Genomic DNA, 14,059 nt, shown 5'->3' on the forward strand with positions numbered 1-14,059 from the left:
GCCCAATGCCGAGCCCGCCCCGGACCACGACTGACGCAGGCCCGCCCAATGCCGAGCCCGCCCCGGACCACGACTGACGCAGGCCCGCCCAATGCCGAGCCCGCCCCGGACCACGACTGACGCAGGCCCGCCCCGTGCCGAGCGCGGTGATGCGGACGATCGCGGCGGTCTCCGGCCGGCCCGGGGCGTTCCGCGCCGGCTTCACCGCCGGGGCCGCCGCGGTCCCGGGCCCGCGGGCTCCGGAGGGCCCACCGGATCGGCCCGCCCGGCCGCCTGGAACCCCTCGGTCGAGCGGCGCGGCTCGCCTCGCACACGTCCGAACCCGCCGCCCTCCTGGGCGGACCGGGGCGGCGGCCCGCTCCCGGGCGGACACGCCGAAGGCCCGGCACCCCTAGAAACCGCCCCGGGTGCCGGGCCTTCTACGAGCGTGTCGCTCAGTGGGCGTGGCCGTGGCCGTGGCCCGCGGCGGCCGGCTCCTCCTCTTCCTTCTTCTCGACGACCAGGGTCTCGGTCGTGAGGAGGAGGGAGGCGATGGAGGCGGCGTTCTCCAGGGCGGAACGGGTGACCTTCACCGGGTCGATGACGCCGGCCTTGACCAGGTCGCCGTACTCGCCGGTGGCGGCGTTGTAGCCGTTGCCCTTCTCCAGCTCCGCCACCTTGGAGACGATGACGTAGCCCTCGAGGCCGGCGTTCTCGGCGATCCAGCGCAGCGGCTCGACGGCGGCCTTGCGGACGACCGCGACACCGGTGGCCTCGTCGCCGGTCTTGCCGAGGTTGCCCTCCAGGACCTTGACGGCGTGGACCAGGGCGGAGCCACCACCGGAGACGATGCCCTCCTCGACCGCGGCGCGGGTCGCGGAGATGGCGTCCTCCAGACGGTGCTTGCGCTCCTTCAGCTCCACCTCGGTGGCGGCACCGACCTTGATCACGCACACGCCGCCGGCCAGCTTCGCGAGGCGCTCCTGGAGCTTCTCGCGGTCCCAGTCGGAGTCCGTGTTCTCGATCTCGGCCTTGATCTGCGCGATGCGGCCCTCGACCTCGTCACGCTTGCCGGCACCGTCGACGATCGTGGTGTCGTCCTTGGTGACGGTGATGCGGCGGGCGGTGCCGAGCACGTCCAGGCCGACCTGGTCGAGCTTGAGGCCGACCTCCTCGGAGATGACGGTGGCGCCGGTGAGGACGGCCATGTCCTGCAGCATCGCCTTGCGGCGGTCGCCGAAGCCCGGGGCCTTCACCGCGACGGCGTTGAAGGTGCCGCGGATCTTGTTCACGACGAGGGTGGAGAGGGCCTCGCCCTCGACGTCCTCGGCGATGATCAGCAGCGGCTTGGAGGAGTTGGTCTGGATGACCTTCTCCAGCAGCGGCAGCAGGTCCGCGATGGAGGAGATCTTGCCCTGGTTGATGAGGATGTACGGGTCCTCCAGGACGGCCTCCATGCGCTCCTGGTCCGTCACGAAGTACGGCGACAGGTAGCCCTTGTCGAAGGCCATGCCCTCGGTGAAGTCCAGCTCCAGACCGAAGGTGTTGGACTCCTCGACGGTGATGACACCGTCCTTGCCGACCTTGTCCATCGCCTCGGCGATCAGCTCGCCGACCTGCTGGTCCTGGGCGGACAGCGCGGCCACGGCGGCGATGTCGGACTTCTCGTCGATCGGGCGCGCGGTGGCGAGGAGGTCCTCGGACACGGCGGCGACGGCCGCGTCGATGCCCTTCTTCAGCAGCGCCGGGGAGGCACCGGCGGCGACGTTCTTCAGGCCCTCGCGGACCAGCGCCTGGGCCAGGACGGTGGCGGTGGTGGTGCCGTCACCCGCGATGTCGTTGGTCTTGGTCGCCACCTCCTTCACCAGCTGGGCGCCGAGGTTCTCGTACGGGTCCTCGATCTCGACCTCACGGGCGATCGTGACACCGTCGTTGGTGATGGTCGGGGCGCCGAACTTCTTGTCGATGACGACGTTGCGGCCCTTGGGGCCGATCGTCACCTTCACCGTGTCGGCGAGCTTGTTGACGCCGCGCTCGAGGGCGCGACGGGCGTCCTCGTCGAACTTCAGGATCTTCGCCATGGGAGCGTGAGCCCTCTCGGAAATCTAGGGGAAAACTGACTGCGCCCCTCGCGCCCGGCTTGTTAGGTCGCGGGGGCCAGGGGCGCAGTTGCTGAGCTGTGTGCGTCGAGGTGAGTCGACTACTGCCCGACTTACTTCTCGATGATCGCGAGCACGTCGCGGGCCGAGAGGACGAGGTACTCCTCGCCGTTGTACTTCACCTCGGTGCCGCCGTACTTGCTGTAGAGCACGACGTCACCGACGGAGACGTCGAGCGGAAGACGGTTGCCGTCCTCGAAGCGGCCCGGGCCCACGGCCAGGACGACGCCCTCCTGGGGCTTCTCCTTGGCGGTGTCCGGAATGACCAGGCCCGAAGCCGTGGTCTGCTCGGCGTCGAGCGGCTGGACCACGATGCGGTCCTCGAGCGGCTTGATGGCAACCTTGGAGCTGGCGGTCGTCACGATCCGACCTCCCCCTTCGGAGATCTCACGGGGTTAACTGTCTGAGGTGGCGACCAGGTCGATCCGTCGTCGCGGGTGCCGGACCTGCCCGTCGCGTTGTTGGCACTCTCCAGTGGGGAGTGCCAGAGCCGAGACTATGACCGCGATTAGCACTCGGTCAAGCGGAGTGCCAATGCCGGCGGCGCGTCGGCGGACTTTCTCCGCGAACGGGGCGGGTCCCGCCGGGGGCTGGCCGCCCGGCGTCAGCAGGTCAGAGGTAGTCCTCCAGGCGTCCCACCCCCAGTCCCTGCTCCTCGATCTCCTCCAGCAAACGTGCGGTGCGCGTGCTCAGGGCGATGCCCGTCGGGTGGTCCGGGTCGACGGCCACGATGTCGCCGGGGTGCAGGCGGTGCTCGCCACGGGTGTAGGTGAGCTCGCCGTGGGCGTCGAGGGTCGCCCGCCACAGGACGAGCGCCGTGCTGCCGCAGTCGGCGGCGGCGCGCAGCGTCGTGGTGTCGTACGTGCCGTAGGGCGGGCGGAAGAGGTGGGGGCGGACGCCGAAGCGGGACGTGAGCTTCGCCCGCTGGCCGCAGATCTCGGCGCGCTGACCGGCGTAGGGCAGACCGCGCAGGGAGCGGTGGTCGAGGGTGTGGTTCTGCAGGCTCGCGCCGACCGAGCGCAGCCGGGCGAAGTGGCCGTACGCCGGCCCGGCGACGGTGTCGGTGAGGAAGAAGGTGACCGGGAGCCGTCGTGCGCGGACGAGGTCGGTGAAGCGGGAGTCGCGCTCGGCGCCGTCGTCGTAGGTGAGGAAGACGACCCGGTCGGTGGTGCGGACGTGGTCCACGACGGGCGGCAGGTCCTGCCCCTGGCCGCTGCCCTGGGCGGGCTCCCCGGCCGTGGGGCCTTCGGCGGGGCCGGCGAGCTGGGCGCAGCCGGCGAGCAGTACGGCGGCCAGGGCGGCACCGGCCGGCCGGGACCGCCCCCGCCTCACAGGTAGTCCTCCAGCCGGGCCACCGCGTACCCCTCGGCGGTGACCTTGTCCAGGAACCGCCGGACCATGTCGGTCATCGTGCCGCCCCAGTCACCACGGCCCCGGAAGTGGGTGAGGACGATGTCCCCCGGGTGCAGCTCCTGGTCCCACTCGCGGTACTCCCAGTGGTCGACGAAGACCTCCTCGCTCCAGATCGGCGCGTACTCGATGCCGCAGGCCTTCGCGGCGCGCAGGGTGTCCCGGTTGTAGTTGCCGAAGGGCGGGCGGAAGAGGGTGGGGCGCTTGCCGTACTGCTCCTCGATCACGTCCTGCATGCCGCAGATCTCGCGTTTCTGCTCCTTGTAGGAGAGGCCGGGGAGGTAGGGGTGGCTCAGTGTGTGGTTGTTGAGGGTGATCCCGCGCGCCTGCATCGCCCTGAAGTAGCCGTAGTCGTCCTTGATCTCCTCGTCGGTGAGGAAGACCGTGTACGGGATCCTCAGCTCGCTCGTCATGCGCAGGAACGCCGGGTCCTTCTCGGCGCCGTCGTCGATGGTGAGGAAGACGACCTTCTCCTGGGTGGGGACGGTGGTGAAGACCGGCGGGAGGTCCTCCTGGCCGTCCACCTCGAAGCCCTCGCGCGCGGTGATCTCCGGCTTCGTGGCGGGGGCCGGCGGCGCCGGCAGCGGGACCTCCTCCAGCCCCCAGCGCCGGGCGGCGGCGACCCGGGCGGCGTGCGCGGCGCGCAGCTCGGAGGCGTAGGAGTCGAGCGCGCGGGCCGGCGGGGCCTGGAGGGGCTGCTGACCGTGGGAGCCCCGCACCTCGGAGGCGCCCGGCGCGCAGGCGGAGGCGAGGGCGGCGGCCGCGAGGACGGCGACGAGGCCCCGCGCGCGGGCGTGGGGAGAGCGCGCCCGGAACACCTGAAAAGGCCGACTTTTGTCATTTTGTACGACTACTCGCATGGTGCCGGATCCTCGCAGCCCCCGGCTGCCGGAGACCGTCCGACACCCGCCGGAGGCGCACCATCCACCGACTGGCCCACAATGACGGCGTGAACGACCTCGACGCCCTCCTCGCCCTGCTCACCCCCGAAGGCCGCGCCCTCCTCGACGAAGTGCGCGAAACCGACCCCGCGCAGGAGCTGGCCGTCGCCACCCGGCTGCGCCGCACCCGTCCCGCCGAACTGGTGTCGGCGGCACTCGGGCAGGCGCGTCTGCGGCAGCGGGCGGCGGCGAAGTTCGGGGCGCGGGACGCCGGGCGGATGTTCTTCACGGCCAACGGGGTCGAGCAGTCGACGCGGGCGAGCGTGGCCGCGTACCGGGCCGGGCGGCTGGCGGCCCTGGGCGTGACGTCCGTCGCCGACCTGTGCTGCGGGATCGGCGGCGACGCGATCGCGCTGGCGCGCGCCGGGATCCGGGTACTGGCCGTGGACCGGGACCCGGTGACCGCCGCGGCGGCCCGGGCCAACGCCGACGCGCTGGGGCTGGGTGAGCTGATCGAGGTGCGCGAGGCGGACGTCACGGAGGTGGACACGAGCGGGTACGACGCCGTGTTCGTCGACCCGGCGCGGCGTGGCGGACGGGGCCGGATCTTCGATCCGGAGGCCTACTCGCCGCCGCTGTCCTGGGCCGTGGCGGCGGCCCGTACGGCGTCCCGCGCCGCCGCGTTGAAGGTCGCCCCCGGCATTCCGCACGAGGCGGTGCCCGACGACGCGGAGGCCGAGTGGATCTCCGACGGCGGGGACGTGAAGGAGGCGGTGCTGTGGTTCGGCTGCACGCCGGGGGCGGTGCGGGCCACGTTGCTGCCGGGCCCTCGCACACTGCTCGGCACCGGCCTGCCCGACCCCGAGGTCCGCACGCCCGGCCGGTACCTCTACGAGCCGGACGGCGCCGTCATCCGCGCCCACCTGGTCGCCGAGGTCGCCGGACAGGTCGGCGGCGGGCTGCTCGACGCGACCATCGCGTACGTCACGGCGGACGAGCTGCTGCCGACGCCGTACGCCACGGCGTACGAGATCACCGACCGGATGCCGTTCAACGTCAAGAAGCTGAAGGCGCTGCTGCGGGAACGCGGCGTCGGCACGCTGACCGTGAAGAAGCGGGGCTCGGCGGTCGAGCCGGAGGAACTGCGCCGCAAGGTCAAGCCCCAGGGGCCGAACACGGCGACGGTCTTCCTGACCAGGGTCGCGGGGGCACCGACGATGCTGATCGGGCACCCGGTGCGCTAGGCGGACCGCCCGGTGGGGCGGTGCCGGTCGCCGCACGTCCGTCGCGGGCCCGCGCGACGCGGTCGGGCCGGGGGCGGCGCCCCCGGCAGGCGCCCCCGTGTCCCGAGCCGGCCCCCGGGACGGCCCCGCCCCTCAGCCGCACGCGCGCCCGGCCCGCGGGCGCCCCGGGGGGCGTCCCGGCTCCGGGTGTCTCAGTCGCACTCCTTCGCCCGGCGGGTCAGCAGGTCGCGCTCGCGCGCGTTGTGGACCAGCGACGCCGCCCGTTCGAACTCCGTGCGCGCCTCCGCCGTACGGCCCAGGCGCAGCAGCAGGTCGCCGCGGACGCTGGGGAGCAGGTGGTAGTCGCGCAGGGCGGGTTCGGCGGCGAGGGCGTCGACGAGGGCGAGTGCCGGGGCCGGGCCCTCGGCCATCGACACGGCGACCGCGCGGTTGAGTTCGACGACCGGGGACGGGGCGCGGGCCGCGAGCAGGGCGTAGAGGGTGGCGATGCGCTGCCAGTCGGTCTCCTCGTAGCTGTGCGCGAGGGCGTGGCTGGCGGCGATCGCGGCCTGGAGCGCGTAGGGGCCCGGGGAGCCGGTGCCGGAGGCGGTGGCCCGGTCGAGGGCGGTGATGCCGCGGGCGATGAGCATCCGGTTCCAGCGGCGGCGGTTCTGGTCCTTCAGGAGGACCGGCGCGCCGTCGGGGCCGGTGCGCGCGGCGGTGCGGGACGCCTGGAACTCCAGCAGCGCCGCCAGGCCGTGCACCTCGGGCTCCTTGGGCATCAGGGCGGCGAGCACGCGGGCCAGGCGCAGGGCGTCCTCGCACAGGCCCGGGCGGAGCCAGTCGTCGCCGGCCGTGGCCGCGTAGCCCTCGTTGAAGATCAGGTAGATCACTTCCAGGACCGAGCCGAGGCGGGCCGCCCGGTCCGGGCCGTACGGCACCTCGAAGGCCACGTTCTTCCTGGCCAGCGTGCGTTTGGCGCGCACGATGCGCTGGGCGACCGTCGGTTCGGGGACGAGGAAGGCGCGGGCGATCTCGGTCGTGGTCAGGCCGCCGAGCAGACGCAGGGTCAGGGCGATGCGGGCCTCGGCGGACAGCACCGGGTGGCAGGCGGTGAACACCAGCCGCAGCAGGTCGTCGTCGATGTCGTCCGGGTCGGCGGCCTCCGCGGGCGGTGCCGCGGTGGGCAGGTCCCGGCCGATCTCCGCCAGCTTGCGGGCGTAGTTCTCCCGGCGCCGGATCAGGTCGACGGCCCGGCGCCGGGCGGTGGTCATCAGCCAGGCGCCCGGGTTGTCGGGAACACCGTCCCGGGGCCACTGCTCCAGGGCCGCCACGAGGGCGTCCTGCGCGAGTTCCTCGGCGATGCCGACGTCCCGGACGAGACGGGCGACGCCGGCGATGACGCGGGGCGACTCCAGACGGAAGACGGTCTCGATGGCCTCGGTGGCGACGGGGTCGACGGGGCCGTGCGGGGTGGTGGTGGGCTGTGGTTCCACAACCCACCATGCAACACCCTCGGACCCCCCGGGCAAAACGCGGTTCAGCCCTCCATGACCTCCCGCACCTCGCAGGTCACCGTCCAGTGCTCCTCGTGCACCTTCAGGAAGCGCTTGGTCCACTCGATCGCCTCGGCCTTGTCCTTGGCCTGCAGGAGCGCGTAGCCGCCGATGACCTCCTTGGACTCGGTGAAGGGCCCGTCGGTGACGGACAGCTGCCCGCCCTCGTAGTGGACGCGGGTGCCCTCGGCGGTCGGGGCGAGCCCGGCGGTGTCGAGCAGGACACCGGCCTTCGTCATCTCCTCCATCAGCTTCTCCATGCGCTGCATCAGCTCGGGGCTGGGGCCGTCGAGGGCGTCGTTCTCCTCGATCCGGATCAGCGACAGGTAGCGGGGCATGGTGGCTCCTCGGGGTCGGTGGCCGGGTGTCCTCCCGGCCTCTCACCCCCTGCGTCGAACGGGAATGCCGTGGATCGACAGGCGCCGCGAGATTTCCCCGAGTTTTTTCACCGCAGTGATTCCCACAGGTCAGCGGCCTGCGGCTGCTGGGCCACCACCCGGTTGACGTCCCAGGGGGCGGAAACCACCGGCATCGTCACCGTGCGCACGTCGTCCGCCGACAGGCCCCCGAGGCTGCGGCCGAGGCTCGTCAGCTGGCCCAGCGAGTCAAGACCGGTGTCGGTGGTGAGGCTGCCGCTGGCCGCGTCGGCGACCTGGTAGAGCCGCACGGGGTCGGTGAGCAGGTCGGTGGTGGAGACCTGCTCCAGCAACGCCTTGACCAGCTTCTGCTGGAGCTCTATGCGGGCCAGGTCGCTGCCGCCCGCCAGCCCGTACCGGGTGCGGGCCAGACCGAGGGCCTCGGTGCCGTCGAGGTGGTGGGTGCCGGCGTCCAGGCGGAGGTGGCTCCTGTCGTCGTCGATGTCCACGTCGGTGGTGACGGTGACCCCGCCGAGCGCGTCGACCAGTTCGGCGAAGCCGGAGAAGTCGATCTCGACGTAGTGGTCCATGCGGACACCGGTGAGCGTCTCGACCGTCTTGACCGCACAGACCGGACCGCCCAGGGCGTAGGCGGTGTTGAACATCGCGCCGCTCGCCGCCAGGGTCGAACCGCCGGACGGCAGCGGGCAGGACGGCCGGTCGACGAGCGTGTCGCGCGGGATGCTGACGACGGTGGCGGTGGTCCGGCCGGCGTCGAGGTGGACGACCATCGCCGTGTCCGAGCGGGCGCCCTCGCTGTCGCCGCCGCCGAGCTCCTGGTTCTCCTCGCCGCCGCGCGAGTCCGAGCCGAGGACCAGGATGTTCAGGGCGCCGGTGGGCACCGGGGACGCGGAGGGCGAGGCGGAGGGGACGGCGACCGGCCTCGCGGGACGGTCGTCGCCGAGCGCGCCGTCGATGTCGACGCTTCTGATGTTCCCGTTCAGGTGCCAGTAGGCCCAGCCCGCCGCACCGGCTCCGAGCAACAGGGCGCCGACCAGGGCCAGGCCGGCCGCCTTGACCCCCTTCGGGCGCCCGCCCGGTCCGACCCGCCCCGCCATGCGTCCGCCCCCGCCCCTGCCGGTCCCGTTCGCGTCCCCACCCGCATGCCCCATCGGGAGGAACGTACGTCCGAAATACGGCGAGCGGACCCGCCCGGACCGGCATTCTGCGGAAATTCTCAGACTTCCCGGCTGCTTCCCGGCGCCGCTTCCGGCCGCGTCACCGGCACCGTCGCGCCGCGCCCGAACGTTTCGCCGGGGTCGGCGACCGGTCGGTCACACCACCGCGGGCGCCCCCGTACTGCTGCGCACCTCCAGGCTGGTGGCCAGCTCCACCCGGGTCGCCACCGTGGAGCCGTCGTCGCGCCCGAGGTCCAGGACCAGCCGAGCCGCCGCCTCGGCCATCTCCGTCAGCGGCTGCCGTACGGTCGTCAGCGGCGGCCCCACCCAGCGGGCCACCGGCAGGTCGTCGAACCCGACCACGCTCAGGTCCTGCGGGATGCGCAGCCCCAGCTCACGCGCGGCCTCGTAGAGCCCGAGCGCCTGCAGGTCGTTGCCGGCGAAGACCGCGGTCGGCCGGTCGGGGCGGCGCAGCAGTTCCAGGCCCTGCCGGTAGCCGGCCTCGTGGTGGAAGTCGCCGGTCGTGATCAGGTCCGGGTCGACCGGCAGGCCGGCCGTCTCCAGGGCGGCCCGGTAGCCGTCCACGCGGGCGCGGCTGCACATCATCCGGGTGGGGCCGCTGATCGCGCCGATGCGGGTGTGGCCGAGGTCGATCAGGTGCCGGGTGGCGGCGAGTCCGCCCTGCCAGTTGGTGGCGCCGATGGACGGCACGTCGGCGCCCGGGTCACCGGCCGGGTCCATCACCACGAACGGGATGGAACGGCTGGTGAGCAGGGCCCGCTGGGACTCGTCGAGGTCGGACAGCACGAGGATCACGCCGTGCGGCCGACGGGCGGCGACCTGGTCGGCCCAGGTACGGCCGGGCGTGAGGCGCCCCGCGCTCTCGGAGAGCACCACGCTGAGCCCCGTGTCCCGCGCCACGTTCTCCACCCCCCGGATGACCTCCATCGCCCAGGCGCTCTCCAGCTCGTGGAAGACCAGGTCGATCAGGGGCGAGCGGGTCGCCTCGGCACGCCTGCGCCGGTAGCCGTGGGCGCGCAGCAGCTCCTCCACACGGGCCCGGGTGGCGGGAGCGACGTCGGCGCGGCCGTTGAGGACCTTCGAAACAGTCGGCGCCGACACACCGGCCTCACGCGCGATCTCGGCGAGGGTCGCGGTCTGCGCGGATCGCCTTTGCGTCCGTGTTTCTGCGGGCTGGGGGGATGTCATGGCGGCGATCGTAACCCTGCGGGCCCTCCTGGCGAAGCCTCGGGCAGGTCGCTTTCTTCCGCAGCTTTCGTTTTCACGTCCGCAATCTTTCGCACTTCCGGGCGGCAACGCGGGACCGAGGCCGGGGAGACGGACCGAACTTCCGTACTCCAACGCGTTCGACCCGGCGACAGGAAGGGCAAGCCACCCCTATCTTGGGTCTGCTCACCAGGAGGGGGACTGATGGAGCAACGGGGGAAGTACGCGTTACCGCGGTACACCGCGGACACCGTCACCCGGCAGCTGGTGGGCCATCTGTACCGGTACATGCCCTTCGCCGTGGACGTGCACAGGCTGTTCGTGACGGAGCGGTTCCGGGCGCACGGCCAGCCGCAGGGGATCGACCTCGTCGCCGTGGCCCGGCACGCCCGCCGTGCGGGGCGGCTCTTCCTGGTGCGCGACCTGATGCTCCTGGTCTGCCTGGCCCCGTTCGTCGCCGGACTCGTCGACGGCTTCATGGCCTTCCTGACGAAGGACGGCGCCCGCCTGGGCAGGAGCCTGCTCCTCGTGCTCGGCGCGCTCGCCGCGGGCACCCTCGTCGTGTTCACGTGGACCTGGGTCATGTGGCGGCTCGCGCAGGCCGTCCAGTGGGGCACGACCCCGCCGCGCGACAGCGCCCCCGCGGTCGGTGCCGTACTCGAACAGGAACTGGACGCCCTCGACGACGCCAACGTCATCGTGTACTCGGCCGAAGGACCGGAGGGCGACCAGCCCTTCCTCGGCAGCGGCGTCTCCGTGCTGGAGAAGGTCTGGGCCGGCATCGACGTCGCCCGCCCCGCCGAGGACGACGCCGGCGAGAAGCTCACGGCCAAGGAGTTCACCGCCCAGGAACTGCACGCCCACGTGGCCGAGCACGTGGCCGACATCGCGGGCATAGACGGGCTGCGCGCCCACAACCGCCTGTACGTGCGGGGGCACCACGTCAGGGACCTGGAGGCGGAGTTGCTGCCGGACCGGCTGAGACGGCCGGTCACCCGCATCGCCCCGGAGCTGGTCGAGGAGGGCGTGACCGAGACCGGCGACGTGATGCGCACCTACCTGACCCTCGAACTCGTCGGCGCCCGCGGCTCGTACGTCGTCACCGTGCACGTCCGCGCCCGGCTGGTCCGCTCCCGCCTGTCCTGGGAGGTCTCCGCCTACTACCTGCCGCCCGTGCCGGCCGAACTGAGCGCGAAGGGCACCCGGCCCCTCGACCTGGGTCCGCACCTCCTGAAGGTCCTGGACGTCACCCGCGGGCAACTGCGGAACGACCTCTTCGGTTCCGTCCGCCGGGTGCTGCGCCGCCCCCTGCGCCGGCTGGCCGACGCCATGGGGCTGCTGTGGCGCCGCTACCGGATCTCCCGCCCCCGCAGCCACTTCGACTACGGCGCCTACGGCACCCTGAGGGCCGCGGCGGCGACCCTCCAACGGGAGTGGGACTACACCCAGCGCATGGACGCCAGGGACGCCATCCAGCGGATCCAGCAGGCCCTCCTGCACGCCACCGAGCAGTTCCTGACGGCGCACCACATCGACACGTCGGACCTGCGCCACGCCCACAAGACCATCAACAACCAGACGTACAACTTCAGCGGCCCGATCAGCGGCCAGAACAACTTCGGCAACCGCGGGGTCAACATCGTCACGGGCCATCGCCCGGGCCTCGGCCCGGCCCGTGGACCCGGCGCGGGCCCCGGCCCTGCCCTCGGCTCCGGCACCGGCTCCGGCACCGGCACCAGCCCGGCCCCGTCGGGGGCTTCCGGCAGCACCGCGAAGTGAGGAAGGCGGCACCCATGGGCACGTACCACTTCAACGGGCCGGTCCACAGCGCTCAGACCAACATCGGCGACAACAACCAGAACCTGTTCGTCGGGAACCTGGACGAGCTGGTGGAGCGGGTGCGGGCGGAACAGCCCGATCAGGCGGAAGAGGCCGAGCTGGTCCGTGCCGAGATCACGCTCGCGGCGGCCGAGAACCGTCCCGTGGACCGCGGCCGCATGCAGGAATGGCTCGCCACGATCCGGGAGGGCGCGGGAGCCGGCAGCGGGGCCCTGGCCCTGATCACGTCCCTGACGGCGCACCTGGGTCTGTGAGCGCCCCCTCCACCGACTCGAACCGCCACCGGTGCACCGCCCGGACGACCAGGCCCGCGTCCGGTTCGGGCAGCTCCGGCAGGTCGGCGTCGTAGGCGGCGTCCCACCAGGTGATGACGAGGACGCGGTCCTGCGGGGCGCGGAGGGTCTCCCGGCGCAGCGGGGCGCCGTCGAGCGGTTGCGCCCGTGCCCAGGCCAGCAGCTCCTCGCCCCGGCCGGGCACGGCCCGCGCCTCCCACATCAGCGCGACGGTCACGAGTACAGGTTCTCCTTGCTGACCTCGTGGACGTGGTCGTGGTCGTGCGTGTGCGGCCGGCCGGTCCCCGGCACGTGCGGGTCCGTCACCGGCAGGGAGGAGTCGGCCGAGAGGTCCCAGTCGGAGGCGGCCCGCCCCCGCGCGACCATCTCGGCGCCGAGCGCGGCCACCATCGCCCCGTTGTCCGTGCACAGCTTGGGCCGCGGCACCCGCAGCCGGATGCCGGCCGCCTCGCACCGCTCCTGGGCCAGCGCCCGCAGCCGGGAGTTGGCCGCCACACCGCCGCCGATCATCAGGTGGTCGACGCCCTGGTCCTTGCAGGCGCGCACCGCCTTGCGGGTCAGTACGTCGACGACCGCCTCCTGGAAGGACGCCGCCACGTCCCGCACCGGCACCTCCTCCCCCGCCGCCCGCCTGGCCTCGATCCAGCGGGCCACGGCCGTCTTCAGCCCGGAGAAGGAGAAGTCGTACGCCGGGTCGCGCGGCCCGGTGAGCCCGCGCGGGAACGCGATCGCGCCGGGGTCGCCCTCGCGCGCGTACCGGTCGATGACGGGGCCGCCGGGGAAGCCCAGGTTCAGCACGCGGGCGATCTTGTCGAAGGCCTCGCCGGCCGCGTCGTCGATGGTGGCGCCCATCGGGCGGACGTCGGAGGTGATGTCCGTCGACAGAAGGAGGGAGGAGTGGCCGCCGGAGACCAGCAGGGCCATCGTCGGCTCCGGCAGCGGGCCGTGCTCCAGCTGGTCGACGCAGATGTGCGAGGCGAGGTGGTTGACGCCGTAGAGGGGCTTGCCGAGGGCGTAGGCGTACGCCTTCGCCGCCGAGACCCCGACCAGCAGGGCGCCGGCGAGGCCGGGACCGGCGGTGACCGCGATGCCGTCGAGGTCGCGCGCGCTCACCCCCGCCTCCTTCAGGGCGCGGTCGATGGTGGGGACCATCGCCTCCAGGTGGGCCCGGCTCGCCACCTCCGGCACGACCCCGCCGAAGCGGGCGTGCTCGTCGACGCTGGACGCGACGGCGTCGGCCAGCAGGGTGGTGCCGCGGACGACACCGACGCCGGTCTCGTCGCAGGAGGTCTCGATCCCCAGTACGAGAGGTTCGTCGCGGGAGTCAGCCATGGTTGTCGGTTCCTTGTACGGGGTCGGCGTCCGCGGCGGGGCCGCCGGGCGCTGTGGTCAGTCGCATCACCAGGGCATCCACGTTGCCCGGCTGGTAGTAGCCGCGCCGGAAACCGATGGGCTCGAAGCCGAAGCGCTCGTACAGCCGCTGGGCCCGGGTGTTGTCCACCCGGCACTCCAGCATCACTTCGGCGCACTCGAAGGCGGTCGCCGCCCGCAGCAGCTCGGCCAGCAGCCGCCCGCCGAGTCCGGTGCCCCAGTGATCGCGGGCGACGGCGATGGTCTGGACGTCGGCCTGGTCGCCGGAGGCGACGAGACCCGCGTAGCCGACGATCCGGGCGCCGTTGCGCCCGCCCGCCGCGCCGCCGCCCCCGTCGCCCCTTTCCCCGGCGTTCTCGGGGTTCTCGGCGTTATCGGGGCTCTCGGGGTTCTCGGATTCCTCTGTGGTCCCCCCGTCCGCGGCGGGGACCTCGGCGACGACGTATCTCCGGGTCGCCCCGGGGCCGCGCGCGTGGGCCAGCTCGGACCAGAACATCCCCCGCGACCAGGCGTCCTCCGGGAACAGCTCCCGCTCCATCCGGAGCACGGGGTCGATGTCCCACCAGCGCATCTCGCGCAGCTCGGCG

Annotated in this window: 14 protein-coding genes; 3 read left to right on the forward strand and 11 right to left on the reverse strand. The window is 72.9% G+C overall.

Going from position 1 to position 14,059, the window contains the following annotated elements:
- Positions 1-434: 434 nt before the first annotated feature.
- The 4 genes from groL to KUM32_RS25740 all read right to left on the reverse strand — a co-directional run bounded on the left by groL (position 435) and on the right by KUM32_RS25740 (position 4,408).
- The gene (groL, locus tag KUM32_RS25725) at positions 435-2,060 is read right to left on the reverse strand and encodes a chaperonin GroEL (RefSeq protein WP_217144340.1); all 1,626 of its coding nucleotides are present in this window, start codon (positions 2,058-2,060) and stop codon (positions 435-437) included.
- Between the two features lie 131 nt (positions 2,061-2,191).
- Positions 2,192-2,500, reverse strand: a complete 309-nt coding sequence (gene groES / locus KUM32_RS25730) for a co-chaperone GroES (protein ID WP_014178834.1) — start codon at positions 2,498-2,500, stop codon at positions 2,192-2,194.
- 250 nt (positions 2,501-2,750) lie between these two features.
- Positions 2,751-3,470 carry a polysaccharide deacetylase family protein gene (locus KUM32_RS25735; RefSeq protein ID WP_217144341.1) on the reverse strand — a complete coding sequence of 240 codons (720 nt, stop codon included), beginning with the start codon at positions 3,468-3,470 and terminating at the stop codon, positions 2,751-2,753.
- Positions 3,467-4,408, reverse strand: a complete 942-nt coding sequence (locus tag KUM32_RS25740; RefSeq protein WP_217144342.1) for a polysaccharide deacetylase family protein — start codon at positions 4,406-4,408, stop codon at positions 3,467-3,469. The genes KUM32_RS25735 and KUM32_RS25740 overlap by 4 nt, the downstream gene beginning before the upstream one ends.
- 89 nt (positions 4,409-4,497) lie before the next feature.
- On the opposite strand from KUM32_RS25740, the gene KUM32_RS25745 reads away from it, so the two are divergent.
- Positions 4,498-5,673, forward strand: coding sequence for a class I SAM-dependent methyltransferase (locus tag KUM32_RS25745; protein ID WP_217144343.1), 1,176 nt, complete (start codon positions 4,498-4,500; stop codon positions 5,671-5,673).
- Between the two features lie 191 nt (positions 5,674-5,864).
- Here KUM32_RS25745 and KUM32_RS25750 read toward each other — a convergent pair whose 3' ends face one another.
- From KUM32_RS25750 to KUM32_RS25765, 4 genes are all read right to left on the reverse strand, one after another.
- Positions 5,865-7,148 (reverse strand): RNA polymerase sigma factor, encoded by a 1,284-nt coding sequence (locus KUM32_RS25750; RefSeq protein ID WP_374227552.1) that lies wholly within the window; start codon positions 7,146-7,148, stop codon positions 5,865-5,867.
- Between the two features lie 44 nt (positions 7,149-7,192).
- On the reverse strand, positions 7,193-7,546 hold the full coding sequence (locus KUM32_RS25755; RefSeq protein WP_217144344.1) for a YciI family protein: 354 nt from the start codon (positions 7,544-7,546) through the stop codon (positions 7,193-7,195).
- Between the two features lie 107 nt (positions 7,547-7,653).
- On the reverse strand, positions 7,654-8,682 hold the full coding sequence (locus tag KUM32_RS25760) for an LCP family protein (protein WP_217144368.1): 1,029 nt from the start codon (positions 8,680-8,682) through the stop codon (positions 7,654-7,656).
- Positions 8,683-8,898: 216 nt separating this feature from the next.
- The gene (locus tag KUM32_RS25765; protein WP_217144345.1) at positions 8,899-9,951 is read right to left on the reverse strand and encodes a LacI family DNA-binding transcriptional regulator; all 1,053 of its coding nucleotides are present in this window, start codon (positions 9,949-9,951) and stop codon (positions 8,899-8,901) included.
- A 222-nt stretch (positions 9,952-10,173) separates the two neighbouring features.
- On the opposite strand from KUM32_RS25765, the gene KUM32_RS25770 reads away from it, so the two are divergent.
- Complete coding sequence (locus KUM32_RS25770) at positions 10,174-11,748, forward strand: hypothetical protein (protein ID WP_217144346.1); 1,575 nt, start codon at positions 10,174-10,176, stop codon at positions 11,746-11,748.
- A 14-nt stretch (positions 11,749-11,762) separates the two neighbouring features.
- Entirely contained in the window at positions 11,763-12,062 is a 300-nt protein-coding gene (locus tag KUM32_RS25775; RefSeq protein ID WP_217144347.1) for a hypothetical protein, read from the forward strand.
- Here the strand turns inward: KUM32_RS25775 and KUM32_RS25780 are convergent.
- The 3 genes from KUM32_RS25780 to KUM32_RS25790 are packed head-to-tail and all read right to left on the reverse strand — an operon-like array spanning position 12,031 to position 14,043.
- Complete coding sequence (locus tag KUM32_RS25780; protein ID WP_217144348.1) at positions 12,031-12,318, reverse strand: hypothetical protein; 288 nt, start codon at positions 12,316-12,318, stop codon at positions 12,031-12,033. The two genes, KUM32_RS25775 and KUM32_RS25780, sit on opposite strands and share 32 nt — an antisense overlap.
- Positions 12,315-13,433 (reverse strand): tRNA (adenosine(37)-N6)-threonylcarbamoyltransferase complex transferase subunit TsaD, encoded by a 1,119-nt coding sequence (tsaD, locus tag KUM32_RS25785; RefSeq protein ID WP_217144349.1) that lies wholly within the window; start codon positions 13,431-13,433, stop codon positions 12,315-12,317. The genes KUM32_RS25780 and tsaD overlap by 4 nt, the downstream gene beginning before the upstream one ends.
- Positions 13,426-14,043, reverse strand: a complete 618-nt coding sequence (locus KUM32_RS25790; protein ID WP_217144369.1) for a GNAT family N-acetyltransferase — start codon at positions 14,041-14,043, stop codon at positions 13,426-13,428. The genes tsaD and KUM32_RS25790 overlap by 8 nt, the downstream gene beginning before the upstream one ends.
- Positions 14,044-14,059 lie beyond the last annotated feature (16 nt).

Source organism: Streptomyces sp. AC627_RSS907 (assembly GCF_019049165.1).

What these genes read in the sequence shown, in the direction of transcription:
- groL (WP_217144340.1), bottom strand. Translation starts at nt 2,060, where the DNA reads ATGGCGAAGATCCTGAAGTTCGACGAGGACGCCCGTCGCGCCCTCGAG.
- KUM32_RS25740 (WP_217144342.1), bottom strand. Translation starts at nt 4,408, where the DNA reads ATGCGAGTAGTCGTACAAAATGACAAAAGTCGGCCTTTTCAGGTGTTC.
- KUM32_RS25755 (WP_217144344.1), bottom strand. Translation starts at nt 7,546, where the DNA reads ATGCCCCGCTACCTGTCGCTGATCCGGATCGAGGAGAACGACGCCCTC.
- KUM32_RS25760 (WP_217144368.1), bottom strand. Translation starts at nt 8,682, where the DNA reads ATGGCGGGGCGGGTCGGACCGGGCGGGCGCCCGAAGGGGGTCAAGGCG.
- KUM32_RS25765 (WP_217144345.1), bottom strand. Translation starts at nt 9,951, where the DNA reads ATGACATCCCCCCAGCCCGCAGAAACACGGACGCAAAGGCGATCCGCG.
- KUM32_RS25770 (WP_217144346.1), top strand. Translation starts at nt 10,174, where the DNA reads ATGGAGCAACGGGGGAAGTACGCGTTACCGCGGTACACCGCGGACACC.
- KUM32_RS25775 (WP_217144347.1), top strand. Translation starts at nt 11,763, where the DNA reads ATGGGCACGTACCACTTCAACGGGCCGGTCCACAGCGCTCAGACCAAC.
- tsaD (WP_217144349.1), bottom strand. Translation starts at nt 13,433, where the DNA reads ATGGCTGACTCCCGCGACGAACCTCTCGTACTGGGGATCGAGACCTCC.
- KUM32_RS25790 (WP_217144369.1), bottom strand. Translation starts at nt 14,043, where the DNA reads ATGCGCTGGTGGGACATCGACCCCGTGCTCCGGATGGAGCGGGAGCTG.